General features: G+C 74.0%; 24 protein-coding genes. 4 read left to right on the forward strand and 20 right to left on the reverse strand.

The window, feature by feature from the left end:
- Positions 1–28: 28 nt before the first annotated feature.
- From ACZ47G_RS38025 to ACZ47G_RS38035, 3 genes are all read right to left on the reverse strand, one after another.
- The gene (locus tag ACZ47G_RS38025) at positions 29–1636 is read right to left on the reverse strand and encodes a solute symporter family protein (protein WP_465750829.1); all 1608 of its coding nucleotides are present in this window, start codon (positions 1634–1636) and stop codon (positions 29–31) included.
- Positions 1633–1989, reverse strand: coding sequence for a DUF485 domain-containing protein (locus ACZ47G_RS38030; protein WP_380457671.1), 357 nt, complete (start codon positions 1987–1989; stop codon positions 1633–1635). Before ACZ47G_RS38030 ends, ACZ47G_RS38025 begins: the two co-directional genes overlap by 4 nt.
- Positions 1990–2248: 259 nt before the next feature.
- Complete coding sequence (locus ACZ47G_RS38035) at positions 2249–3292, reverse strand: zinc-dependent alcohol dehydrogenase family protein (protein WP_380457669.1); 1044 nt, start codon at positions 3290–3292, stop codon at positions 2249–2251.
- A 145-nt stretch (positions 3293–3437) separates the two neighbouring features.
- Here ACZ47G_RS38035 and ACZ47G_RS38040 point away from each other — a divergent pair, with 145 nt between their 5' ends.
- Positions 3438–4433: a DEDDh family exonuclease gene (locus ACZ47G_RS38040; protein WP_380457667.1), complete on the forward strand. Its 996-nt coding sequence runs from the start codon at positions 3438–3440 to the stop codon at positions 4431–4433.
- 31 nt (positions 4434–4464) lie between these two features.
- Positions 4465–5268 carry an SURF1 family cytochrome oxidase biogenesis protein gene (locus ACZ47G_RS38045; protein ID WP_465750832.1) on the forward strand — a complete coding sequence of 268 codons (804 nt, stop codon included), beginning with the start codon at positions 4465–4467 and terminating at the stop codon, positions 5266–5268.
- 58 nt (positions 5269–5326) lie between these two features.
- Here ACZ47G_RS38045 and trxA read toward each other — a convergent pair whose 3' ends face one another.
- Positions 5327–5659, reverse strand: a complete 333-nt coding sequence (gene trxA, locus ACZ47G_RS38050; protein WP_465750834.1) for a thioredoxin — start codon at positions 5657–5659, stop codon at positions 5327–5329.
- 3 nt (positions 5660–5662) lie between these two features.
- A complete protein-coding gene (locus ACZ47G_RS38055; protein WP_465750878.1) occupies positions 5663–6070 on the reverse strand; it encodes a MerR family transcriptional regulator in 408 nt (135 codons plus the stop codon).
- A 102-nt stretch (positions 6071–6172) separates the two neighbouring features.
- Here ACZ47G_RS38055 and ACZ47G_RS38060 point away from each other — a divergent pair, with 102 nt between their 5' ends.
- The gene (locus ACZ47G_RS38060; protein ID WP_380457661.1) at positions 6173–6940 is read left to right on the forward strand and encodes an SDR family oxidoreductase; all 768 of its coding nucleotides are present in this window, start codon (positions 6173–6175) and stop codon (positions 6938–6940) included.
- 5 nt (positions 6941–6945) lie between these two features.
- Here ACZ47G_RS38060 and ACZ47G_RS38065 read toward each other — a convergent pair whose 3' ends face one another.
- The 9 genes from ACZ47G_RS38065 to ACZ47G_RS38105 all read right to left on the reverse strand — a co-directional run bounded on the left by ACZ47G_RS38065 (position 6946) and on the right by ACZ47G_RS38105 (position 13922).
- A complete protein-coding gene (locus ACZ47G_RS38065; protein WP_465750837.1) occupies positions 6946–7584 on the reverse strand; it encodes an alkaline shock response membrane anchor protein AmaP in 639 nt (212 codons plus the stop codon).
- Complete coding sequence (locus ACZ47G_RS38070) at positions 7581–8213, reverse strand: DUF6286 domain-containing protein (RefSeq protein ID WP_465750839.1); 633 nt, start codon at positions 8211–8213, stop codon at positions 7581–7583. Before ACZ47G_RS38070 ends, ACZ47G_RS38065 begins: the two co-directional genes overlap by 4 nt.
- Positions 8210–8563: an Asp23/Gls24 family envelope stress response protein gene (locus ACZ47G_RS38075; protein ID WP_465750841.1), complete on the reverse strand. Its 354-nt coding sequence runs from the start codon at positions 8561–8563 to the stop codon at positions 8210–8212. Before ACZ47G_RS38075 ends, ACZ47G_RS38070 begins: the two co-directional genes overlap by 4 nt.
- Entirely contained in the window at positions 8563–8754 is a 192-nt protein-coding gene (locus ACZ47G_RS38080; RefSeq protein ID WP_380412872.1) for a hypothetical protein, read from the reverse strand. The genes ACZ47G_RS38075 and ACZ47G_RS38080 overlap by 1 nt, the downstream gene beginning before the upstream one ends.
- A 66-nt stretch (positions 8755–8820) precedes the next feature.
- Positions 8821–9327, reverse strand: coding sequence for an Asp23/Gls24 family envelope stress response protein (locus ACZ47G_RS38085; RefSeq protein WP_465750879.1), 507 nt, complete (start codon positions 9325–9327; stop codon positions 8821–8823).
- A 185-nt stretch (positions 9328–9512) separates the two neighbouring features.
- On the reverse strand, positions 9513–10319 hold the full coding sequence (locus tag ACZ47G_RS38090; RefSeq protein WP_465750843.1) for an enoyl-CoA hydratase/isomerase family protein: 807 nt from the start codon (positions 10317–10319) through the stop codon (positions 9513–9515).
- 231 nt (positions 10320–10550) lie between these two features.
- Complete coding sequence (locus ACZ47G_RS38095) at positions 10551–10784, reverse strand: helix-turn-helix domain-containing protein (RefSeq protein ID WP_030059940.1); 234 nt, start codon at positions 10782–10784, stop codon at positions 10551–10553.
- A 328-nt stretch (positions 10785–11112) separates the two neighbouring features.
- On the reverse strand, positions 11113–12711 hold the full coding sequence (locus ACZ47G_RS38100; protein WP_380457650.1) for an ABC-F family ATP-binding cassette domain-containing protein: 1599 nt from the start codon (positions 12709–12711) through the stop codon (positions 11113–11115).
- A 206-nt stretch (positions 12712–12917) separates the two neighbouring features.
- Positions 12918–13922 (reverse strand): hypothetical protein, encoded by a 1005-nt coding sequence (locus ACZ47G_RS38105; RefSeq protein ID WP_465750845.1) that lies wholly within the window; start codon positions 13920–13922, stop codon positions 12918–12920.
- Between the two features lie 367 nt (positions 13923–14289).
- Between ACZ47G_RS38105 and ACZ47G_RS38110 the strand changes: the two genes are divergently transcribed.
- Positions 14290–15486: a glycoside hydrolase family 26 protein gene (locus tag ACZ47G_RS38110; protein ID WP_465750847.1), complete on the forward strand. Its 1197-nt coding sequence runs from the start codon at positions 14290–14292 to the stop codon at positions 15484–15486.
- A 21-nt stretch (positions 15487–15507) separates the two neighbouring features.
- On the opposite strand, the gene ACZ47G_RS38115 is transcribed toward ACZ47G_RS38110, so the two are convergent.
- Genes ACZ47G_RS38115 through ACZ47G_RS38140 form a run of 6 tightly spaced genes read right to left on the reverse strand, consistent with a single transcriptional unit; the run spans position 15508 to position 22019 of the window.
- Positions 15508–16668 carry a GNAT family N-acetyltransferase gene (locus ACZ47G_RS38115; protein ID WP_465750849.1) on the reverse strand — a complete coding sequence of 387 codons (1161 nt, stop codon included), beginning with the start codon at positions 16666–16668 and terminating at the stop codon, positions 15508–15510.
- Complete coding sequence (locus tag ACZ47G_RS38120) at positions 16665–17546, reverse strand: Wzz/FepE/Etk N-terminal domain-containing protein (protein WP_465750851.1); 882 nt, start codon at positions 17544–17546, stop codon at positions 16665–16667. Before ACZ47G_RS38120 ends, ACZ47G_RS38115 begins: the two co-directional genes overlap by 4 nt.
- Before the next feature lie 46 nt (positions 17547–17592).
- Positions 17593–18708, reverse strand: coding sequence for a glycosyltransferase (locus tag ACZ47G_RS38125; RefSeq protein WP_465750853.1), 1116 nt, complete (start codon positions 18706–18708; stop codon positions 17593–17595).
- On the reverse strand, positions 18705–19556 hold the full coding sequence (locus ACZ47G_RS38130) for a polysaccharide deacetylase family protein (protein ID WP_465750855.1): 852 nt from the start codon (positions 19554–19556) through the stop codon (positions 18705–18707). Before ACZ47G_RS38130 ends, ACZ47G_RS38125 begins: the two co-directional genes overlap by 4 nt.
- Complete coding sequence (locus ACZ47G_RS38135; protein ID WP_465750857.1) at positions 19546–21291, reverse strand: lipid II flippase MurJ; 1746 nt, start codon at positions 21289–21291, stop codon at positions 19546–19548. The genes ACZ47G_RS38130 and ACZ47G_RS38135 overlap by 11 nt, the downstream gene beginning before the upstream one ends.
- Positions 21288–22019, reverse strand: a complete 732-nt coding sequence (locus ACZ47G_RS38140; RefSeq protein WP_465750859.1) for an O-antigen ligase family protein — start codon at positions 22017–22019, stop codon at positions 21288–21290. Before ACZ47G_RS38140 ends, ACZ47G_RS38135 begins: the two co-directional genes overlap by 4 nt.
- Positions 22020–22125: the final 106 nt, after the last annotated feature.

Consider the following 22125-nt stretch of genomic DNA (forward strand, 5'->3'; position numbering starts at 1 on the left):
CCGGGCCAGCATAGTCATGCCGGAACGATCAGTGGGCGCCCAGCCCGGTCAGCGATCGGACCTCCAGTTCAGCGTACTTCGCCGGGTCGGAAGGTTCCTTGGCCAGGAGGGTGCCCAGCCAGCCGGCCAGGAATCCGATCGGGATGGAGACCAGGCCTGGGTTCTCGAGCGGGAACCAGTGGAAGTCGGAGTCCGGGAACAGCGAGGTCTTGGCGCCCGAGACCACCGGGGAGAAGACCACCAGCAGCAGCGAGCTGACCAGGCCGGCGTAGACCGAGCTGACCGCGCCGGCGGTGGTGAAGCGCTTCCAGAACAGCGAGTAGAGCAGGGTGGGCAGGTTCGCCGAGGCCGCCACCGCGAAGGCCAGCGCCACCAGGGCGGCGGTGTTGAGCTTGTCCGCGAAGAGGCTGAGCACGATCGAGACCGCTCCGATCCCCACGGCCGCCCACTTCGCCGAGCGCACCTCCTCCCGTTCGCTCGCTTTCCCGCGCCGGATCACATTGGCGTAGAGGTCATGGGCGAAGGAGGCCGAGGAGGCCAGGGTGAGCCCGGCGACCACGGCCAGGATGGTGGCGAAGGCGACCGCCGAGATCACCGCGAGCAGGATCGCCCCGCCGGTGCTGCCGCTGCCGCCGCCGAGCGCCTCGGCCAGCTGAGGGGCGGCCGTGTTGCCGGCCGCGTTGGCCGCCTTGATCTCCTTGGAGCCGACCAGGGCCGCGGCGCCGAAGCCGAGCGCCAGGGTCATCAGGTAGAACACGCCGATGATGCCGATCGCCCAGAGCACCGACTTACGGGCCGCCTTGGCGGTGGGCACGGTGTAGAAGCGGACCAGGATGTGCGGCAGGCCGGCGGTGCCGAGCACCAGCGCGATGCCGAGGCTGATGAAGTCGAGCTTCGCGGTGCCGGTGCCGTACTTCTGCCCGGGTTGCAGGAAGGCCTCGCCCTTGCCGCTGGCGCTGGCCGCCGCGCCGAGCAGCTCGGAGGGGTTGAAGTGGTACTTGGCCAGCACCAGGACGGTCATCAGCGCGGCGCCGGCGATCAGCAGCACGGCCTTGACGATCTGCACCCAGGTGGTGCCCTTCATACCCCCTATCACCACGTAGACGATCATCAGGGCGCCGACGCCGACGATGGTCCAACGCTTGGCGGCGTTCCCCTCGGCCCCGAGCAGCAGCGCCACCAGCGTCCCGGCGCCGACCATCTGGGCCAGCAGGTAGAAGATCGACACCACGATGGTGGACACGCCCGCGGCGGTGCGCACCGGGCGCTGGCGCATCCGGAAGGCGAGCACGTCCGCCATGGTGAACCGGCCCGAGTTGCGCAGCGGTTCGGCGATCAGCAGCAGCGCGACCAGCCAGGCGACCAGGAAGCCGATCGAGTACAGGAAGCCGTCGTAGCCGGCCAGTGCGATGGTGCCGGCGATGCCGAGGAAGGAGGCGGCGGACATGTAGTCGCCGGAGATGGCCAGGCCGTTCTGGAATCCGGTGAAGCCGCGGCCGCCGGCGTAGAAGTCGGCCGCGCTGCGGTTCTGCCGCCCGGCCCACACGGTGATGGCCAGGGTCGTCAGCACGAAGAGCCCGAACAGGGCCATCGTCAGGCCGCGGTGATCGGTGGCGGAACTGGCGAGCAGTGTCATTCGGCGGACTCCCGGGGGGCGTGGAGGACTGCGCCGTGGGCCTCGCGGATCGCGGCGGCGGGCGGGTCGATCCGCCGGTCCGCGTAGCGGGCGTACCAGCCGGCGATGACGAAGGTGGTGACGAACTGCAACAGCCCGAGCACCAGGGCCACGTTGATGTGCCCGACGACCTTGGTGCCCATCAGCCCGGGGGCGTAGCAGGAGAGCAGGACGTAGAGCAGGTACCAGAGCACGAAGCCGATGGTGACCGGGAAGGCGAAGCTCCGGAACGAGCGCCGCAGAGTACGGAACTCCTCGCTGTCGTCGATGAGTTGGACTTCCGTAGCGGTAGTGGTGATCGGCGGCGAATCCACTCTGTCTCCTCACTCCTTCGGCGTAGCGGTCACACGAGGGGACCAATCGAACGTGAGGGACGTCACATTCCTCGTGTGCGCCGCGCAATGCTAGGAGCGTCGTGCCCACCCCGGAAGGGGTTGACCGCGATCAGCCAGTCGTTCACCCCCTCGCACCATCCAAATGGCCGAAAACAGCCACTCACGCCCCTCTCGAATCGGGCCGCGACAACCGAAAGGGGCGACACCGTCCAACGGTGCCGCCCCTGTTGACGGAGCATCAGAACGCGATGCGGACCTTCAGCGCGGAACGGTCGTCCATCGCCCGGTAGCCGTCCGGCACGCCGTCCAGGTCCACCGTCCGGTCGAAGACCAGGCCCGGCTCGATCGCACCCGAGAGCACGTCCGGCAGCAGCTCGGGGATGTATGCGCGGGCCGGGGCGACGCCGCCGTTGAGCGAAACGTTTCGGCCGAACATCTGACCGATGTCGACGCCCGCGCTGCCGCCGTGCGGCACACCCACGTAACCGACCGCGCCGCCGTCCCGGGCGATCGAGATCGCCGTCCGCATCGACTCCTCGGTACCGACCGCCTCGAGCACCGCCTGGGCGCCCAGCCCGCCGGTCAGCTCCTTCACGGCCTCGATCGCGGCGTCGCCGCGCTCGGCCACCACGTCGGTGGCCCCGAAGCGCCGGGCCAGCTCCGTCCGGGCGGGGTGCCGGCCCAGCGCGATGATCCGGCCCGCGCCCAGCCGGTGCGCCGCCAGCACGCCGCACAGGCCCACCGCCCCGTCGCCGACCACCGCGACCGTCGCACCCGGGCGCACCCGGGCCGACACCGCCGCGTGGTGCCCGGTGGACATCACGTCGGACAGCGCCAGCAGCCCCGGCAGCAGCTTCTCGTCGCCCGCCGCCTCGTTCGGCAGCTTCACCAGCGTCCCGTCCGCGAACGGCACCCGGACCGCCTCGCCCTGGCCGCCGTCCGAACCGACCTCGCCCCAGAACCCGCCGTGCGGGCAGGAGGTCTGCAGGCCCTCGCGACAGAACTCGCAGACGCCGTCCGACCAGACGAAGGGGGCGACCACCAGGTCGCCCTTCGCGAAGCCCCGGACCTCCGCGCCGGCCTCCTCGACCACGCCCAGGAACTCGTGCCCGATCCGCTGCCCGGCCACCCGCTGGGCCACCCCGCGGTAGGCCCACAGGTCACTGCCGCAGATGCAGGCGTTCACCACCCGGACCACGGCGTCCGTCGGGTGCTTGATCACCGGGTCCGGTACCTCTTCGATCCGGATGTCGTTCGGTCCGTGGATCACCGTGGCGCGCATGCGTTCTTCCTCACACAAATCCGGCCGGACGGCCGGAAACGAACTCGACCAGGTGTACGACACCCCCGTCACTCACTCTATTCCGGCCCTGGGATCGGAACATTTCGACCGGACCCGACCACTGCGCCCCTTATCCTGTTGGACCATGCAACCGATCCAGCCCGAGACGTACGGCGCGCAGCGGACCGCCCCGGTCCCCGCCCAGCGCTCCGCCGCCCCCGCCGAGGGCTTCGCGGTGGTCGACGTCGAGACCACCGGTCTCGGCCGCTCCGACCGCGTCATCTCGGCGGGCGTCTACCAGCTGGACGGCGACGGCGAGGTGACCGACCACTGGTACACCCTGGTCAACCCCGAGCGGGACCCCGGCCCGGTCTGGATCCACGGCCTCACCGCCGAACTGCTCTCCGGCGCCCCGACCTTCCCCGAGATCGCCGACGAGTTCGCCGGGCTCCTGCGCAACCGCGTCCTGGTCGCGCACAACGCCCTCTTCGACTGGAACATGATCTCCCGCGAGTTCTCCCGGGCCGGCCGCAGCGCCCCGGTCGAGCAGCGGCTGTGCACCATGGTCCTCTCCCGCGACCTGCGCCTCCCGCTGCCCAACGGCAAGCTCTCCTCGCTCGCCGCCCACTTCGGCGTCCAGCAGCGCCACGCCCACAACGCCCTGGACGACGCCCGGGTGCTCGCCGAGGCCTTCCGCCCCAGCCTGCGCCTGGCCCGGCTGGCCGGCCTCCCGCTCCCGCTGCAGACCTGCGTCGCGGTCACCGACCTCGGCGAGGACGAGCCCGCCACCCCCGGCCGCGGCAACTGGACCGGCTCCCAGTACCGCCAGGCCAAGAAGCGCCCGCCCTGCCCGTACCCCAACCCGGGACGCTGGGAGGACGGCAAGCCGCTGGTCCAGGGCATGCGGGTGGCCTTCACCGGCGACACCGCCACCGACCGCGAGGTCCTGGAGGACCGCGCCGCCGAGGCCGGCCTGCACATCGCCACCTCGGTCAGCCGGCTCACCAGCCTGCTGGTCACCAACGAGCCGACCAGCTGGAGCGGCAAGGCCCGCAAGGCCCGCGACGTCGGCACCCCGGTGGTCACCGAGGACGCCTTCCTCCAACTGCTGCGCGAGGTCGCCCCGCACCCCGGTGCGTGAGCCGGTTGTGAGGTCGGCGTACCGTTCCCATGTGTACCGTTTTCTGCTGACCCGACAGTGGCTGATCACCATGCTGATCGCGCTGCTGCTGATCCCCGCGACGATCAAGCTGGGCTTCTGGCAGCTGCACCGCCACGAGGCGCGGGTGGCCCGGAACGAGCTGATCGGCAGGGCCCTCACGGCCTCGCCGGTGCCCTTCGACAGCCTGTCCGCGACCCCCGGCGCCGCGGTGCCGTCCGCCCTCACCTGGCACGCCGTGACGGCCACCGGACAGTACGACCCGGCACACGAGTTCGTGGTCCGCAAGCGGACCGACTCCAACGGAACACTCGGCTACTTCGTCGTCACCCCGCTGAAGCTCTCCGACGGCAAGGGCACCGTCCTGATCAACCGTGGCTGGGTGCCCTCCGGCGACGCCGCCACCCAGTACCCGCCCGTCCCGGCCGCCCCGGCCGGCGAGGTCACCCTCACCGGCCGGCTGCGCTCCGACGAGACCACCGGCAGCAGCGGCGGCTGGGTCAAGGACCGGGCCGGCCTCCCCGACCGCCAGTTCAACCTGATCAACTCCGAGCAGCAGGCCAAGGAGAGCGGCACCCCCCTCCTCGGCGGCTACCTGGAACTCACCGCCACCACCCCGGCCCCGGCCGACCAGCCCGAGCTGATCCCCGAGCCGAACCACTCCGACATCGGCCCGCACATGGCCTACGCGATCCAGTGGTGGCTGTTCACCGCGATGATCCCGGTCGGCGTCTGGGTGCTGATCCGCCGCGAGGCCAAGGACCGCGCCAAGCAGGCCGCCGAACCCGAGGTCGCCCTCGACGCCCTGCCGGCCTGAGGACTCGACGCCCCCGGCCTGAGGACTCGACGCCCCGCCGACCCCGGGGACGCACCCTCTAGAGCACGTCCGCCAACTCCCGCAACAGCCGGGCCTTCGCCCGCGCCCCCACCACCGACCGCACCGGCAGGCCGTCCCGGAACAGCATCAGCGTCGGCATCGAGAGCACCCCGTACGCCGCCTGGGTCCGGGGGTTGCGGTCCACGTCGACGCTCACCACCCGCATCCGGTGCGCCTCCTCCCGCGCGACGTCCGCCAGCACCGGCGCCATCATCCGGCACGGCGGGCACCAGTCCGCCGTGAAGTCGACCAGCACCGGCCCCTCGGCCGCCAGCACCTCCGCCGCGAACGTCTCGTCCGTCACGGCCGGCACACCCACGATCTCCACCATCGTCTACTCCTCCGCGAGTTCACACTGGGGCGGCTGCTCGGCGGCCGCGAGGTCGTCCCGCGCCCGGACGGCCCGCTCGAACTGCCCGGCCACCTGCACCCGGACGTCCTGGAGGCGCGCGATGCACTCGTCCAGCTCGGCCAGCTTCCGCCGGTACACCTCCAACGAGGCCGGGCAGGAGTCCCCTTCGGGGTGCCCCGCCCGCAGGCACTCCACGAACGGCCGGGTCTCCTCCAGTCCGAACCCGAAGTCCTGCAGCATCCGGATCTCCCGCAACAGCCGCAGGTCCTCCTCGCCGTACGCCCGGTACCCGTTGCCCGCCCGCCGGGCCGGCAACAATCCCAACTGCTCGTAGTACCGCAACGCCCGCGTGGTCGTCCCCGCCCGCTCCGCCAACTCCCCGATCCGCACGCCGACCCACTTCCTTCCGAACAACCGCCACCGACGCTAAACCTTCCCCCCGACGTCAACGCCAGTGCGAACGCGCGGGTCGGCTCCCGGCAAGATGTCCCCATGGATCTCGGACTCACCAACAAGGCCTACATCGTCACCGGCGCCACCCGGGGCCTGGGCCTCGCCGCCGCCCGCGAACTCGTCGCCGACGGCGCCCACGTGCTCATCAGCGGCCGCACCCGGCAGGCCGTCGACGCCGCCGTCACCGAGCTCGGCGCCCTCGGCTCCGGCACCGCCCACGGCCTGGTCGCCGACAACGCCGCCCCCGACACCGCCGAGCGCCTGATCGCCGAGGCCACCACCCGGTTCGGCCGCTTCGACGGCATCCTGATCAGCGTCGGCGGCCCCCAGGCCGGTCCCGTCGAGACCACCCCCGAGTCCGCCTGGCGCGACGCCTTCGAGTCCGTCTTCCTGGGCGCCCTGCGCCTGGCCCGCGCCGCGGCCGCCGCCCTGCCCTCCGGCGGCGTGATCGGCTTCGTGCTCTCCAGCTCGGTCCGCCAGCCGATCCCCGGCCTCGGCATCTCCAACGGCCTGCGCCCCGGCCTCGCGATGGCCGCCAAGGCCCTCGCCGACGAGCTCGGCCCCCGTGGCATCCGGGTGCTCGGCCTGCTCCCCGCCCGGATCGACACCGACCGGGTCCGCGAACTCGACGCCCTGGCCGCCGACCCCGAGGCCGCCCGCGCCCAGCACAGCGCCGGCATCCCGCTGGGCCGCTACGGCACCCCCGAGGAGTTCGGCAAGGTCGCCGCCTTCCTGCTCTCCCCCGCCGCCTCCTACCTGACCGGCCTGATGGTCCCCGTCGACGGCGGCGCCCTCCGTTCGCTCTGAGCCCCCTACTCCAGCTGACGACGCTCCCGCCGGCCGCGGCGCCGCCGCCCGGCGGGGGCCTCCTGCAGCACCCGGATCCGCAGGTCCGCGGGCAGCTCCGCCAGGCCCAGGCTCCGTACGGCGTCCGCCCGCGGCCCGTCCTCGAAGTGCTCCACCAGCCCGACCGGGTCTCCGCCCGGTGTCAGCCGTACGGCGCCGCGCAGCCGCGGATGCCCGGGTGCCCGCACCAGCCGCACCCCCGCCCGCTCGACCTCCGGCAGCACCGCCGTGCCGTGCTCCAGTGCCTCCTCCAGCGCCCGCGAGTTCACCCGCATCCGCAGTCCGCCCACCCCGGGCGTCGGCACCGCGATGTGGGCCAGCCCGGTCCGCCGCAGCTGGGCCACCAGCCACCAGGCCATCCCGAGGACCAGCACCGAGAGCCCGCCGATCACCGTCGGCCACCACCACGAGGAGCCGACCCAGCGCGCCCGGGAGCGCGCACTGACCACCGGCTGGTCCGGGGAGGTCAGCGGCCACCGGCTCGGCGGGTGGACCCCGAGCCGCCGGTACAGGTCCAGCCCGCCCGCCAGCACCAGCACCCCGACGCCCAGCAGCACCGCGCCCACCAGCCCCAGCAGCACCCGGTTGACGACCGTCCGCCTCATCCCGACGCCTCCCCCGCCCGATCCGGCCCACCGTCGGCCACCGCGCCGTCCGCCACCACACCGGCCGACCCCCGCCAGGACCGCACGTCCAGCCGCAGCGGCCGCGCCAGCCCCACCCGCGCCAGTTCCTCCCGCAGCTGCCGCTGCACCGCCGCCGGATCCACCGGCCCGTTCACCGACACCCGCACCCGCCGCCGCCCGACCCGGATCCGCAGCCGGTCGACGCCCTCCAGCCCGGCGGCCCGGTCCGCCAACAGGTGCCCGATCCCGGCCCGCTCGATCGCCGCCGCCGTCCCCCCGTACGGCCGCAGCACCAGCCACCGCCGCAGCCCGGGCGCGAACGCCAGCCACAGCAGCCACCCCCCGGCGAGGGCCGACACCCCGGCCCCCACCAGCACCCACAGGTCGTCCAGGTGCCGCGTGGCCAGCTCGTCGGCGATCTGCGCCCGCCACCGCCGGGCCGGCTGCCCGGCCCGCACCGCGACCGCGTCGTACAGCAGCGCCCCGGCCACCACCAGCACCACCGTGGCGACCAGCGCCGCCGTGGCCGCCCGCCCCGCCCGCAGCCGGGGCACCTTGCCCGGCCGCTCGGCCGCAACCGGCGCGGGGGCCTCCAGGTCCGTACTCACCACGCTCCCCCGGGGATCAACTTCTCGACCACCACGACCACTTCGGACACCTTCGTCCCGGTCAGCCCGACCACCTGCGCCGACACCCGGTCCCGTACGCCCCGGGCGAGGCCCGCGAGGTCGGCGGGGAAGGGCAGCTCGACGGCCACCCGGACGGTCACGGTGCTGCCCGGCCGGGCCACCGACACCCGGGGCGGCGCCCCCTTCACCGACCGTCCGGCCCAGGCCTGGGCGAGCACCTCCCGGGCCGCCTGTGCGGCGATCCGCTCGTACACCCGGTCGGCGACCCGCAACCGCCCCCGGCGCGCGGCACCGGGGGCAGGGGCGGGGGCCGGGACGACGGCCCCCATCAGCGCCGCCGGTCGCGGCCGCGGAGCAGGTCCCCGAGGTCGCCGAGGTCGATGTCACCCTCCAGCAGTCGCCCTGCCACGAAGCCGACCAGTCCGAGCGCCGCCACCAGCAGGAACGCCGCGAACCCGCCGAAGTACCCGGCAAAGCCGAGGGCCATGCCCACCACCAGGCCGACGATGGCCAGGTTCATCCGCTACTCCCTCGTCCTCCGCCGGAAGCCGGCGCCGAAAGCCCCGGGCGGCCCCGCGGCCGGGTGCTACTTGAGCTTGGGCCGCTGCCCCGGTGCCGGCACCGGCTCCTCTTCCTCCTCGAACTCCGGTTCGTCCGGGAGGTGGACGTCGTTGACCGCGATGTTGACCTCGACGACCTCCAGGCCGGTCATCCGCTCGACCGCGTCGATGATGTTCTCCCGTACCTGGCGGGCGAGTTCGGGGATCACCACGCCGTACTCGACCACCAGGGCGATGTCGATGGCGGTCTGCTTCTCGCCGACCTCGGCCTTGATCCCGCGCCCGACGCTGGACTTGCCGCCGGGCACCCGGTCCCGCATCGCACCGAAGGTACGGGCCAGCCCGGAGCCCAGCGCGTGGATGCCGGTGACCTCGCGGGCGGCCATCCCGGCGATCTTCTCCACCACGCCGACCGCCAGCGCCGTACGGCCGCGCTCGGAGGGCGGCCGGCCGCCCTCCCCGCCCGCGCCGGAGGCGGGCCTGGCGCCGGTGTGCGGGCCGGGCGTCGGCGCACCGGCGGGGTTCTTGTGCATGGTCGCGGGCGTCGGAGTGTCAGGCATGGGGCGCATCTCCCTCGTAGCGGCTCCAGCTATATCGCAAACCTCCCCAACTCTGGCATTTCGCCACGGACCCCGCCCGCCGAGCGCACCCCGGGAACGCCGGAGGCCCGGCCCCGGGGCTTTCCCCTGGGCCGGGCCTCCGGACGGAGACGCGGAGGTCAGTCGCCGATACCGGCGAGTTCCCGCAGCCGTCGGGCCTGGGCCGCCCGTTCGGCCGAACGCTGCTCGTCGTACGACCGTCCGGAGGCTCCCTGCAGCAGCGCCTTGGTCTCGATCACGGCCCCGCGCGGCGCGGCCAGCAGCGCGGCGGCGAGGTCCCGGGCGGTGGCGTCCAGCTCGGCGCCGGGCACGGCCAGGTTGGCCAGCCCGGTCGCGACGGCCTCCTCCGCGCCGACCCAGCGGCCGGTCGCGCAGATCTCCAGCGCCCGGGCGTAGCCGACGAGTTCGACCAGCGGCTTGGTGCCGGCCAGGTCGGGGACGAGCCCGAGCGAGGTCTCCTTCATCGCGAACTGCACGTCGTCGGCGACCACTCGCAGGTCACAGCCGAGGGCGAGCTGGAAGCCCGCGCCCACGGCATGGCCCTGGACGACGGCGATGGTGACCAGGTCGGCACGGCGCCACCAGGTGAAGGCCTCCTGGTAGGCGGCGATGGCGTCGTCCAGCTCCCGGTCGGCGGAGCCGGCCAGCTGCAGGAAGGTGGGCTCGCCGGGGATGCCCTCGGGGGTGAACATGGCCCGGTCCAGTCCGGCCGAGAAGGACACCCCCTCGGCGCGCAGCAGCACCACCCGCACGGTGCCGGGCAGCTCACGGCCGGCCTGGGCGAGGGCGCGCCAGAGCGCGGGCGACTGGGCGTTGCGCCGCTTGGGCTGACAGAGGGTGACGACGGCGAGCTCGCCGTCGATCTCCAGCCGGACGCCGTCCCGCTCCCAGCTCGGGGCCTGCGGGTCGATGGCGGGGGCGGTCATGCGGGAACCTCCGGTGGCGGGGGACGTGGCTACCGGAGAGTAACAAACCTGGGCGCGGACGGGCAGGGCCCCGGCCCGGAAAGATCGGAACGGGCCCAGGGGCCCCGCTCCGGACATGACGATCGGCGGCCGGTCCGCTCGGACCGAGGGCGGACGCCCAGCCGCGGTCAGCTGTCGTCTCCTCGGCCGGCGCCCTGCCGCCGCGCCATCCAGCTCAGAGCTGACGAGCCGTCAGGAACCGGCCCCGGCAGTCGCCTTGTTCTTGCCCCGCGTGGCACCACCGCGGCCCCGGAGGATCACTCCGGACTCGCTCAGCATCCGGTGCACGAAGCCGTACGAACGACCGGTCTCCTCCGCGAGAGCGCGAATGCTCGCCCCGGAGTCGTACTTCTTCTTGAGATCGGCCGCGAGCTTCTCACGCGCGGCACCGGTCACCCGGCTGCCCTTTTTCAGAGTCTCGGCCACCCGTGCCTCCTCGTAGCGTTGCTCGGTCAGATTCCCATGATCACCCATCCACCGCGTCCTGGCCACCCATTCGACAAGGTCGATGTCGCAAATGCGTGGTCCTGCGGTGGTGATCCGAGCGCACCAGGGCGCTCACGCAGAGTGCACGCCCCCGGGCGGATGCCGCCGGATGCCGAGAAAGAGCTGATCAGCAGCGTCGGCCCGACCACGATCAAGTGGCGGGCCGACGGGAAGTGCTTAAACGGAATCCGGGTCTTCTTCATTCCCGGACACGCCGAAAGGACTAGATTTTCTGGTCCGAAAAGCGGAGGCGACGTCTACTTTCCGGTCAGGCCAACGAGACCAGATCGGCGTACGACGGGTTCCACAGGTCCTCGACCCCGTCCGGCAGCAGGATGATCCGCTCCGGGTCGAGCGCCTCGACCGCGCCCTCGTCGTGGGTGACCAGCACGACCGCGCCGGAGAACTCACGCAGCGCGCCCAGGATCTCCTCGCGGCTGGCCGGGTCGAGGTTGTTGGTGGGCTCGTCCAGCAGCAGCACGTTGGCGGAGGAGACCACCAGGGTGGCCAGGGCCAGTCGGGTCTTCTCACCACCGGAGAGCACTCCGGCCGGCTTGTCCACGTCGTCACCGGAGAACAGGAAGGACCCGAGGATCTTGCGGATCTGGACGAGGTCGGTGTCCGGCGCGGCCGAGCGCATGTTCTCCAGGACGCTGCGGTCCGGGTCGAGCGTCTCGTGCTCCTGGGCGTAGTAGCCGATCTTCAGGCCGTGGCCCGGGATCACCTCGCCGGTGTCCGGCGCCTCCACCCCGGCCAGCATCCGCAGCAGGGTGGTCTTGCCGGCGCCGTTGAAGCCCAGCACGACGACCCGGGAGCCCCGGTCGATCGCCAGGTCGACGTCGGTGAAGATCTCCAGCGAGCCGTAGGACTTGGACAGGCCGCTGGCCGTCAGCGGGGTCTTGCCGCAGGGGGCCGGGTCCGGGAAGCGCAGCTTGGCGACCTTGTCGTTCATCCGGACCTGCTCCAGCCCGGAGAGCAGCTTGTCGGCGCGGCGGGCCATGTTCTGCGCGGCGACCGTCTTGGTGGCCTTGGCGCGCATCTTGTCGGCCTGGGCGTTCAGGGTGGCGGCCTTCTTCTCGGCGTTCGCCCGCTCGCGCTTGCGGCGCTTCTCGTCGTCCTCGCGCTGCTGCTGGTACTGCTTCCAGCCCATGTTGTAGACATCGATCGCGGAGCGGTTGGCGTCCAGGTAGAAGACCTTGTTGACGACCGTCTCGACCAGGTCGACGTCGTGCGAGATGACGATGAAGCCGCCCCGGTACGTCTTCAGGAAGTCCCGCAGCCAGACGATCGAGTCCGCGTCCAGGTGGTTGGTGGGCTCGTCGAGCAGCAGCACGTCGGAGTCCGAGAACAGGATCCGGGCGAGCTCGACACGGCGGCGCTGACCGCCGGAGAGGGTGTGCAGCGGCTGGCCGAGGATGCGGTCCGGCAGTCCCAGCGCGGCGGCGATGGTGGCGGCCTCGGCCTCGGCGGCGTACCCGCCCTTGGTGAGGAACTCGGTCTCCAGGCGCGCGTACTTCTTCATCGCGTTGTCCCGGGTGGCGCCCTTGCCGTTGGCCATCCGCTCCTCGTTCTCGCGCATCTTCTTCAGCACGGTGTCGAGGCCGCGGGCGGAGAGGATGCGGTCCTTGGCGAGGACGTCCAGGTCGCCGGTGCGCGGGTCCTGCGGGAGGTAGCCGACCTCGCCCGAACGGGTGACCGTACCGGCGGCGGGCAGGCCCTCGCCGGCCAGCACCTTGGTGAGCGTGGTCTTGCCGGCGCCGTTGCGCCCGACCAGACCGATCCGGTCGCCGGCGGCGACCTTGAAGTTCGCGGACTCGATCAGGATCCGGGCACCGGCGCGCAGCTCTAGGGCGTTGGCGGAAATCATGGCTGGAACTACTCCTGGGACGTGGGCGGGCGGCCGGGTACGGGCCCGGGCGGGAAGCGGGAACGGGGCTTCATCGGCGGTCGGCGCGGTGGAACTCGGCGCCGCCGCCCGCTATTGCCCGGAGAAGATAGCCATGACGGCCAGTCTACCGGGCCACGCGGAACGCCCCGGGGGCGTACCGCCCTGGGGTACCCGCGGGCCCTCCGCTACGGCTGGGGCGCCGTCTGGTCGCCCGCGGAGGCCGTCGCGGCCGTCTGGCCCGCCGGGTCCACCGGGGCCGTCGTCGGGCTCGCCGACGGGTCGGTGCAGCCGTCCTTCGGCCGGACCGCCGCGAACGGCGCGTCCGGGTTGGCGCAGGCCGTCTCGGGGGCGGCCGCCTTGGTGTCGAAGACCTTGGGCGGCACGATCGGGCCGTCGGCGATCTCCACCCGGCTGTTGTCCAGCACCTTCACCGTCGCCGTCGGCCCGGTGATCATCGACCAGCCGTTGCTGTCCAGCCGGTAGCCGGTGATGCCGCCGGAGACGGGCACCCCGCCGCCGTTGGTGCAGGTGCGCGGGATGAGCACGGCGTAGCCGGTGTGCACGGTGCGCAGCGGGTCGAAGAGGCAGCCGTTGGACGGCCGGTCGTTGTACCGCAGGTCGCCGTCGACGTCCCGCAGGCCCATGGTCAGGCTGGGCGTCACCACGGCCAGCCAGGGCGAGCCGTCCCGCTGGACGGTGTGCAGCGCGGCCGCGGCCCGCTGGACGGCGGTCTCCTTGCGCTGGGCGTCGGTGCGCTTGTCCGCGCCCGGCTCGCCGTCGGCGCGCAGGTAGTCCGCGAGGCCCGGCACGGCGCGGTGCCAGCGCACCTCGTGGTCGCCCGGGCGCACCGAGGTGACCAGGCCGTCGTCCCAGACCACGATCGCGTTGTCCCCGGCCATCGCCAGGTAGAGCGCCTCGGCGCCCTCCCGGCGGTACGACCAGGCCCGCTCGCCGGTCTGCTTGTGGTACGCCTCCAGGCCGGGGCCGACCACCTTGAGGTCCAGGTCGGCCGAGCTGACCGACTGCGAGTTCACCGGCGTCGCCTCCGCGTCGCCCGGCCCCGCCACCCGGTCGCCGAACGGCACCGGCTTGTTCGCGTGCGCCGCCGCACCGGCCGCAAGGACCAGCATCACCGCCAGGGCAGGCAGGATCGACCGGGGGGTGAGTACACGCGGCGGCTTCCAGGACACGGCCGGAGCGTACCTTTCGTCGGCCGCGCGAGTCAGCCCGGAATCGCCGCCCGGGAGTCCCGGCCATCGCACGCCGGACGGTGCGCGTCCGTCCCGTACGCCCGCCCGCCCACCTGCGCCGTCGGCCCCCCGGCCGATCGGCGGAGCCCTCCGCGACGGGCGTCGTCAGCCCCGCCGGACCGTTACAGAGCTGATACACGGGCCGGGCCGGACGGGTGTTGCGGCAGACGGCGTTCGAATATCGCCCACTTTAGGGTGACATTCGGCTTCTCCCTCCCCTGCCGGGCCTACTGTCGGCGAGCGTGGCGCGACCGTCCGTCGACGTCGTCACCGCCCGCCCCGCTCCCGCGACGTCCGAGGAGAGACCATGCGCATCGGCCGCCTGACGCTGGCCGCCGCCGCTCTGCTGCTGATGGCCACGGCCAGCGTCCCGGCCGGGACGCCGCTCAGCCAGACCGACCGGCACAGCCTCTCCTCGGACGCCTTCGAGCCGCGCGGCGCGGCCCCCCGCCCGCCCGTCCAGCGGCCCGCGCACGAGCCCCCGTTCGGCGCCTTCGTCGGCTCCTGGGACGACTACATCCCGCAGATCGGCAAGTACGCCCAGTGGCTGGGCGACGCCAACATGCAGGTCGGCCACACCTACCTGGCCGGCAACGGCTGGGCGGACATCGAGGGCGAGCCGGTGGTGCTCGGCCTGTGGTCGCAGTGGCGGCTGGCCGACCCGTCCCGGCTGCTGGTGCTCGGGGTGCCGATGCTGGTGCCCAACGAGGCGAACGTGCCGGACGGCGAGGTCGCCAGGCTGCTCGGCCAGGGCGCGCGGGGGGACTTCGACAGCCACTTCCTCCGGCTCGCCCGCCGGCTGGTGGCGCTCGGCGGCGCGGACACCGTGATCACCCTCGGCTGGGAGATGAACGGCGTCACCTACACCCACCGCTGCAAGCCCGATCCGACGGCGTGGAAGGCGTACTGGCGGCGGATCGTCGGGGTGATGCGCTCGGTGCCCGGGCAGCGGTTCCGCTTCGACTTCACCCCCAACCGGGGCCTGGACGCCATCCCGTGGACCAAGTGCTACCCCGGCGACGACGTGGTCGACATCATCGGCATGGACAGCTACGACCAGCCGGCCGGGAGCACCTTCGACGACTACGTGCGCGAGCCGTACGGCCTCCAGGACCAGGTGGAGTTCGCGGCCAAGCGCGGCAAGCCGGTCTCGTACCCGGAGTGGGGGCTGTTCCGCAACGGCGACAATCCCGAGTTCGTCCGGCGGATGGTCGACTGGATGCGCACCCACGACACCGCCTACCAGACCGTCACCGACTACTGCCCGCACGGCTTCTTCCAGTGCCGGAGCAATCCGCGCTCGGCGGCGGCGTTCAAGCAGCTGATGGCCGGTTCGGTGGGGGCGCCGACGGCGGTGCCGACGGTGCCCCCGACCCCGATCGTGCCGGTGGTACCGGTGGTGCCGAGCGTCCCCGCCGTACCGACCCCGCCCGGCGCGACGGCGAGCCCCTCGGCCGGTACGTCGCCCGCTCCGTCCGCGACCGCCACCCCCTCGCGGCGCTGACCGCTCGGCCACGACCGGGCGTCAGGCCCGGCGGCGGGCCAGCAGGGCCTCCTTGAGCCGGGGGAAGCGGGTGCGCAGCTGGTGCGCAGCCGCCTGCCGGGCGAGCACCGCACCGGCCCGGGCGGCGGCCGCCGGGGCCGCACCCGCGGGGCCCAGCAGCAGACGCTGGTTGGGCAGCCGGTCCGGCCGCCAGCGCTGCTTGTACGGTTCCTGGCCGCGCAGCAGGCCGAGCACCGGGATGCCCGCGCCGACCGTCTCGTCCAGGGCGGCGCTGAACAGCAGCCCGGCGATGTCCAGCCGTTCGCGCAGCACCGGGTGCGCGCCGTACAGGTACAGCCCGCCGAAGGAGGGGCAGAGCAGCAGCAGGTTGACCGCGACCAGCTCGCCGTCCAGGTGGAACTGGTGGACGGCCGCCCGGCCGGTGGCGACCAGGCCGGTGGTGGACTCGGTCAGGTGCCGGGCGAAGCGCTCGGTGCGGTGCTCGGCGGTGACCCCGCGCTCCTGCCACTGCAGGAAGTGCAGCCGCAGCAGCCCCTCCAGCGCGGCCGGCACCTCGTCCACCGGCGTGCTGCGGACCCGCACCCCGGCCTCGGCGATCTTGCGCAGCTTCACCCGGCTGCGCTGGGCGGTCTTGCCGGGCACCCGCTTGAGCAGCCGCTCCATCGAGACGGCCGGGAGGTACTGGCAGAGCGAGTCCTGGTAGCGGCGGCGGGCTCCGCGCCAGTGCTCGTACACCCGCTGGACCGCCGCCTCGGGATGCACCTCGCGCAGCTCCAGCCAGTGCCAGGGGCGGGTCAGCGGGAGGGCGGCGGCGAACTCGGCGGCGGCCCGGTCGGCGCAGTCGTCGTCCAGCAGGACGTCGCCGTAGTCGACCAGCCCGGCCCCGAGGCCGGTGAGGCCGCCGAACGGGCCGCCGCGCCGCATGAACGCGCCGGCGCCGACCAGCCGGCCGTCCCGGCGGACCAGCACCAGCACCAGCGCGCCCGGGCGGCCGTAGTGGCGCCACCAGGAGCGCTGCCAGGCGGCGGCCTGGAAGAAGGTGGCGGTGCGGCACCGGGCGGCCAGCTCGTCCCACTCCTCGGCGACGGTGTCCAGGGCGTCGTCCTCGCGCCGCAGCTCGGTGGTCCAGACGGGCGCGGCCGACTGGGCCGGGAGGCCGGCGGCGCGGGCCTCGGTGCTCATCGTCCGCTCCCGGCGGCGCTCTTCTCCTTGGCCGGGGGCTTGGGCTCGGCTCCGGTCCCGGCCTTCGCGGCGGCCTTCGCGTCGCTCTTCGGCTCGGCCTTCGCGTCGCTCTTCGGCTCGGCCTTCGGCTCGGTCTTCGCGTCTGTCTTCGGCTCGGCCTTCGCGCCGGCCTTCGGCTCGCTCTTCGGCCGGGCCTTGCTGCCCGGCTCCTCGCTGCGCGGGCGGGGCGCGGCCGGGGCCGCGCTCGCCACGGCCGCCGCGGTCTCCACGGCGGCCTCGGCCCCGCTCGGCCCGCTCGGTTCGGGCGCCGCGGTCTCCGCGCCGCCGCGCCGGCGGGTCATCAGCACCAGCGACCCGAGCAGCAGCCCGGCCGCGGCACCGACCGCGACGTCCAGCTTGGCGGAGGGCGTGGTCGGCTTGTCCGGCTCGGCGGCCGGGGCCAGCGTCACCAGCCGGACGTTGGTGTCCTTGCTGCTGGTGTTGGCGAAGGCGACCAGCGAGCGGGCCACCGCGTCGGCGGTCTGGGCGGCCTCCTGGGCGCGCCGGCCGGTCCCGGTGATCTCGATCATCGGGGCGTCCGGGGAGGTCGTCCCGGCCACCTGGGCCTCCAGCTCGGAGCGGGTGCGGCCGGTCTCGGCGGCCGCGACCGCGAGCACCTGCGGCTGGCCCGCGAGCCGCCCGTACGCCTGGGCGAAGTTGGTCGCGGTCGACGCCTCCCCCGGGTTCTGCGGCACCACGAGGACGTAGGCGCTGGCGGAGTACGAGGGGTGCGAGACGACGGCGTACCCGGCGCCGGCCGCGGCGCCCAGCGGCACCGCGAGCGCCACCGGCCACCAGCGGCGGACCAGGTGGCGGGCGCTTCGGCGCGGTGTGGTCATGGGTGTGGCTCCTTGGGTCTGGTACGGCGGTTCCGGCGGCGGGCGGTCAGACGCGGGCCAGCCGGTCGTATAGGGCGCCCAGGTCGGCGGCGACCCGGGCGATGTCGTAGTGGCCGACGGCCGGGGGGTGCGGCAGCGGGTCGGCGGTGTGGCCGCTCAGCTGTCGCAGGTCGCGCAGCGCGGCGGCGTACGCGGCGGGCTCGGAGGGGATCCGGCGGGCCTGCGGGGCGGCGCTGGGCGGCAGTTCGTCCAGCGCCGGGCAGGCGCTGTGCCGCACCGGCAGCCCGGCCGCGAGGCCCTCCAGCACGCCGAGGCCGAAGGTCTCCGCGGTGGACGGCGCGGCCAGCACGTCCATGGCGGCCAGCAGGTCGGGGACGTCGTCGCGCTCGCCGGTGAGCACCAGCCGTTCCCGGAGGCCGAGTTCGGCCGCCCGGCGCTCCAGTCCGGCCCGCTCGGGGCCCTCACCGACCAGCATCAGCCTGGTCCCCCGGTCGAGGTCGACGAGCGCCTCCAGCAGCACCTCGAAGTGCTTGCCGGGGACCAGCCGGCCGACCCCGCCGACCACCCAACTGCCCTCCGGCAGGCCGAGTTCGGCCCGGATCCGGCGGCGGGCGGCGGCCCGCTCGGCGGGCGGGCGGCGGTAGCCGGCGGTGTCGATGCCGTTGGGAATCAGCTCGATCCGGGCCGGCGGGACCCCCCAGGACCGCAGGGTCTGGGAGACCTGTCGGGAGACCGCGACGGTGGTGCTGCCAAGCCGTTCGGCCGCCAGGTAGAGGCCCTTGACGCCCCGGGTGACCGGCCGGCCCTCGATCACCCCGGCGTGCAGCGAGTGCTCGGTGGAGACCACCGCCCGCACCCCGGCGAGCCGCGCGGCCAGCCGGCCGTACAGCTGCGCCCGGTAGAGGTGGGTGTGCACCAGGTCGTAGCGGCCGGCCCGGACCAGCCGGACCAGCCGGGGCAGCGCCCCGAGGTCCCGGTTGCCGCGCATGCCGAGGTGGTGGACGGTCACGCCGTCGGCGCGCAGCGCGTCGGCGACCGTGCCGGGGTTGGTCAGCGCGAGCACCTCGCAGCGCTGGTGCGGCGGCAAGTGGCGCAGCAGCAGGTGGAGTTGGCGCTCGGCCCCGCCGGAGGCGAGCCCGGTGACGATGTGCAGCACCTTCACGGCCGACGCTCCCTGCGGCTGCGCTGCAGCTCGGTGACGGCGTCCCGCAACCGGTGCCGGCCCTTCTTGGCGCGCAGCCGCCAGGCGCCGTCCCGGTCGCCGACGTAGCAGCGGGGCAGGGCGTAGCGGCCGGTGAGCGGGGAGTGGGCGATGGCGCAGGCGTAGTCGTACCCGGCGTCGCGCACGGCGGCGGTGGCGGGCAGGTCGACGGCGCCGTACGGGTAGCAGAAACCGGTGACCGGGCCGCCGACGACCTCCTCCAGCAGGCGCCGACTCTCCCGGGTCTGCACCGCGAGGGCCTCGGCGGGCAGGCCGGGCAGCGCCTGGTGGCCGAGGCCGTGCGAGCCGATCTCCCAACCGGCCGCGGCGAGTTCGGTGACCTCCTCGACGGTGAGCAGCTTCTTGCGCGGACCCTCGGTGTCCCAGCCGTTGTCCTGGCCGAGGAGGTCGGCGACCACGTAGGCGGTGGCGGTGAAGCCGTACGCCTGCAGAATCGGTACGGCGTACCGGGCGAAGTCCGCGTAGCCGTCGTCGAAGGTGAGGCCGACCAGCTTGTCGTCCCGCCCCTGGGCGCGGGCCCGCATCAGCTCGCGGACGGAGACGCCGCGCCGGCCGCGCCGGTGCAGCCAGGCGATCTGTTCGGCGAACCGCTCGGGGCTGACGGTGAGTTGGTACGGGTCCTCCTTCTCCACCGCCACCGAGTGGTACATCAGGATCCACGGCGAGGAGGAGCCGGGCAGCGCGGGTTCGCCGGTCGGGCGGCGGCTCCTGGGCAGTCGTGCCCGGTGGGGCGGGGCGTTGGTGACCCCCGCCTGGGCTGAACGGACGATTCCCCGTTCACTGTCCATGGGGAAACTTCCCTTCATCGGCGACGGTTGACGGGCGCGGACGCCCGGTGAGTCCCACGGCCCGGGCCGCGGCGAGGACCGGGCCGCGCACCTCATGGGCACCGAGCCCGGTGCCCAGGGCGGCGAAGACCAGCGCCACGGTGAGGCCCCCGGAGAGGGTCGAGAGCAGCGGATCGGCGGCCAGGCCGGCGGCGGCGGCGCCCAGCACGGTGGCCCCGGCGGCGGCGCCGACCAGCCGGCCGTGGCCGCCGAGCACCCGGCGCAGCCGCAACGGGATGCCGCGCAGCACCAGGCCGCGCAGCAGCAGTGCGGCGGCGGTGGTGATCCCGGTCGCGTTGCCGGCGGCCAGGCCGAGGGCGCCGAAGCGCGGTGTGGCGAGCAGTCCGACGGTGACGGTCACCCCGAGGCCGAGCAGCATCGCGGCGACCGGGTACCAGTCCAGCAGCCGGCGCCCGCCGTCCTCGGTGCGCGGGTCGTCGGCCCGGCGGACCACCGGCCGCAGCGAGAAGTACGGGCGGATCATCACGCCGATCAGCGCCTGGGCGGGCAGGCCGAAGCTGTACACCCGGATGACGGCGGCGGTGGCGGCGGTGTCGCCGGGGCCGAAGGCGCCGCGCTGGAACAGCAGCGAGACCGTCGAGGGCGCGCAGGCCATCAGGAAGGCGGTACCGAGCAGGACGACCGCCGCGGCCTGGCCGAGGTCCTTCTCGACCCGGTCGCGGGCGGCGGTGAGGTCCCCGGCCGCGAGCGCCCGGGCCACCAGCGGGAAGGTGACGGTGCAGATCAGGATGCCCGCCGTCATGGCGAGTTGGGAGACCTTGGCGGCGTAGTTGAGGTGCGAGATGGTGCCGGGCGGCAGCGCCGAGCCGAGGTAGCGCTCGACGAACACCTGGGACTGCCGGGTCAGGGTGAAGGCCGCCACCGGCAGCAGCGCCAGCGGCATCAGCACCAGCGTGTTGCGGCTGCGCCGGCTGCGGCCGGTGGCGGCCTGGCCGGACCGCAGGTACCGCAGGAACGGGCCGACCAGCAGACCGGCCATCAGCAGACTGCCGAGCGCCACGCCCAGGGCGGCGGAGCGGACGCCGAGGAGGCCGTGGAAGCCGAACAGCAGGGCCAGGATGCCCAGGTTGTAGGCGACGTAGATGCCGGCCGGGGCGGTGAAGCTGTGGTGGGCGCGCAGGGCGGCGGCCAGGTAGCCGGCCACCCCGAAGGGCAGCACGGTGACCGCGGTGATCCGGGTGCAGGCCACGGCCAGGCCCGGGTCGGGCAGCCCGGGGGCGAGCACCTCGACGAGCTGGGGCGCGCCCAGGGCGGCGGCCAGGGCGAGCCCGCTGAGGGCGAGCAGCAGCCAGGGCAGGGTGGCGCGGACCAGGTGGCGGACCGGGTCGGGGGCGTCCGGGTCCTCCTCGCGCAGCACCAGGGCGAGGGCGAAGGCGGGCACCATGAGGAAGGACATGGCGTCCTCGATCAGCAGCGGTGCGGCCGTCTCCGGGACGGTCCAGGCGACCAGGAACGCGTCGGTGCCCTGGCTGGCGCCGAAGTAGCGGGCCAGCAGGAGGTCGCGCAGCAGGCCGAGGCCGGAGCCGGCCGCGCTGAGCACGGCGGTGATGCCGAAGGCCTTGGCGAGGAAGCCGCGCCGGGGCGCCGGATCCGGTCCGGGGGCGGGGGCCTGGAGGGGGGCGCTGCGCGGGGCCGGGAGGGGCGAGGCGAGGGCGGCGGGCCGGTCGGTGGTCACAGGGCCATCGCCCGCCCGTCGGCGGCGGCACCGGCGGGCCCGGTCGGCTCGGGACGGGCCGCCCCCTGGGCGGCGGCCCGGGCGGCCAGACCCAGGACGACGGAGGTCAGCACGGTGGTGGTGCCGCCGATGTCGGCGTACAGGAAGTCCACCAGCACCCAGGTGAGCAGGGCGAGGGCGGCCAGGGTGGTGCCGCGGCGGTTGCGCAGGCAGCCGAGCAGCAGGCCGAGGAAGAGCGCGGCGTAGGCGGTGATGCCGATCAGGCCCTGCTCGCTGAGCACCAGGAAGTACATGTTGTGCGGGGAGAGCAGCGGTTCGCGCTGGAAGCCGATGGTGGAGTCGGCGGCGTCGCTGCCGGAGGACAGCCGCAGCGGGGCGTGGCTGTCGCGCAGCTTGGGGAAGGCCTTCGGTCCGGCGCCGTGGACGGGGTGGTCCTGCCAGATCCGCCCGGCGGTGGACCACAGGTCGTAGCGGTCGGAGACGGACTGGTCGGGCGCGGCGGAGACCGAGCCGATCGAGCTGAGCCGCTCGGTGACGCCGGAGGTGCCCAGGCCGAGGCCGCCGACCAGGACGACCGCGGCGGCCAGGCTCAGGACGGCGCTGCGGACCAGCAGCCGGGCGTCGGCGCGCAGCAGCAGCACGGTGGCGGCGACGCCGGTGGCGATCCAGCTGCCGCGGCTGAAGGAAACGGCGAGCGGGAAGGCGAGGAAGGCGGCGGCGGCGAACATCGCCCGGCGGAGGCGGACGCTGCCGCCGGGGGCCGGGGGGGGGGGGGGGGGGGGGGGGGGAAGGGGGGAACCAAACCCAAGCAAGCAACGCCCCCATGACAAGAAG

This window comes from Kitasatospora sp. NPDC030952 (assembly GCF_055571335.1).

What these genes read in the sequence shown, in the direction of transcription:
- ACZ47G_RS38110 (WP_465750847.1), top strand. Translation starts at nt 14,290, where the DNA reads ATGCGCATCGGCCGCCTGACGCTGGCCGCCGCCGCTCTGCTGCTGATG.
- ACZ47G_RS38100 (WP_380457650.1), bottom strand. Translation starts at nt 12,711, where the DNA reads ATGATTTCCGCCAACGCCCTAGAGCTGCGCGCCGGTGCCCGGATCCTG.
- trxA (WP_465750834.1), bottom strand. Translation starts at nt 5,659, where the DNA reads ATGGTGGAGATCGTGGGTGTGCCGGCCGTGACGGACGAGACGTTCGCG.
- ACZ47G_RS38060 (WP_380457661.1), top strand. Translation starts at nt 6,173, where the DNA reads ATGGATCTCGGACTCACCAACAAGGCCTACATCGTCACCGGCGCCACC.
- ACZ47G_RS38040 (WP_380457667.1), top strand. Translation starts at nt 3,438, where the DNA reads ATGCAACCGATCCAGCCCGAGACGTACGGCGCGCAGCGGACCGCCCCG.
- ACZ47G_RS38120 (WP_465750851.1), bottom strand. Translation starts at nt 17,546, where the DNA reads ATGACCACACCGCGCCGAAGCGCCCGCCACCTGGTCCGCCGCTGGTGG.
- ACZ47G_RS38035 (WP_380457669.1), bottom strand. Translation starts at nt 3,292, where the DNA reads ATGCGCGCCACGGTGATCCACGGACCGAACGACATCCGGATCGAAGAG.
- ACZ47G_RS38065 (WP_465750837.1), bottom strand. Translation starts at nt 7,584, where the DNA reads ATGAGGCGGACGGTCGTCAACCGGGTGCTGCTGGGGCTGGTGGGCGCG.
- ACZ47G_RS38090 (WP_465750843.1), bottom strand. Translation starts at nt 10,319, where the DNA reads ATGACCGCCCCCGCCATCGACCCGCAGGCCCCGAGCTGGGAGCGGGAC.
- ACZ47G_RS38140 (WP_465750859.1), bottom strand. Translation starts at nt 22,019, where the DNA reads ATGTTCGCCGCCGCCGCCTTCCTCGCCTTCCCGCTCGCCGTTTCCTTC.
- ACZ47G_RS38075 (WP_465750841.1), bottom strand. Translation starts at nt 8,563, where the DNA reads ATGGGGGCCGTCGTCCCGGCCCCCGCCCCTGCCCCCGGTGCCGCGCGC.
- ACZ47G_RS38115 (WP_465750849.1), bottom strand. Translation starts at nt 16,668, where the DNA reads ATGAGCACCGAGGCCCGCGCCGCCGGCCTCCCGGCCCAGTCGGCCGCG.
- ACZ47G_RS38085 (WP_465750879.1), bottom strand. Translation starts at nt 9,327, where the DNA reads ATGCACAAGAACCCCGCCGGTGCGCCGACGCCCGGCCCGCACACCGGC.
- ACZ47G_RS38025 (WP_465750829.1), bottom strand. Translation starts at nt 1,636, where the DNA reads ATGACACTGCTCGCCAGTTCCGCCACCGATCACCGCGGCCTGACGATG.
- ACZ47G_RS38080 (WP_380412872.1), bottom strand. Translation starts at nt 8,754, where the DNA reads ATGAACCTGGCCATCGTCGGCCTGGTGGTGGGCATGGCCCTCGGCTTT.
- ACZ47G_RS38130 (WP_465750855.1), bottom strand. Translation starts at nt 19,556, where the DNA reads ATGGACAGTGAACGGGGAATCGTCCGTTCAGCCCAGGCGGGGGTCACC.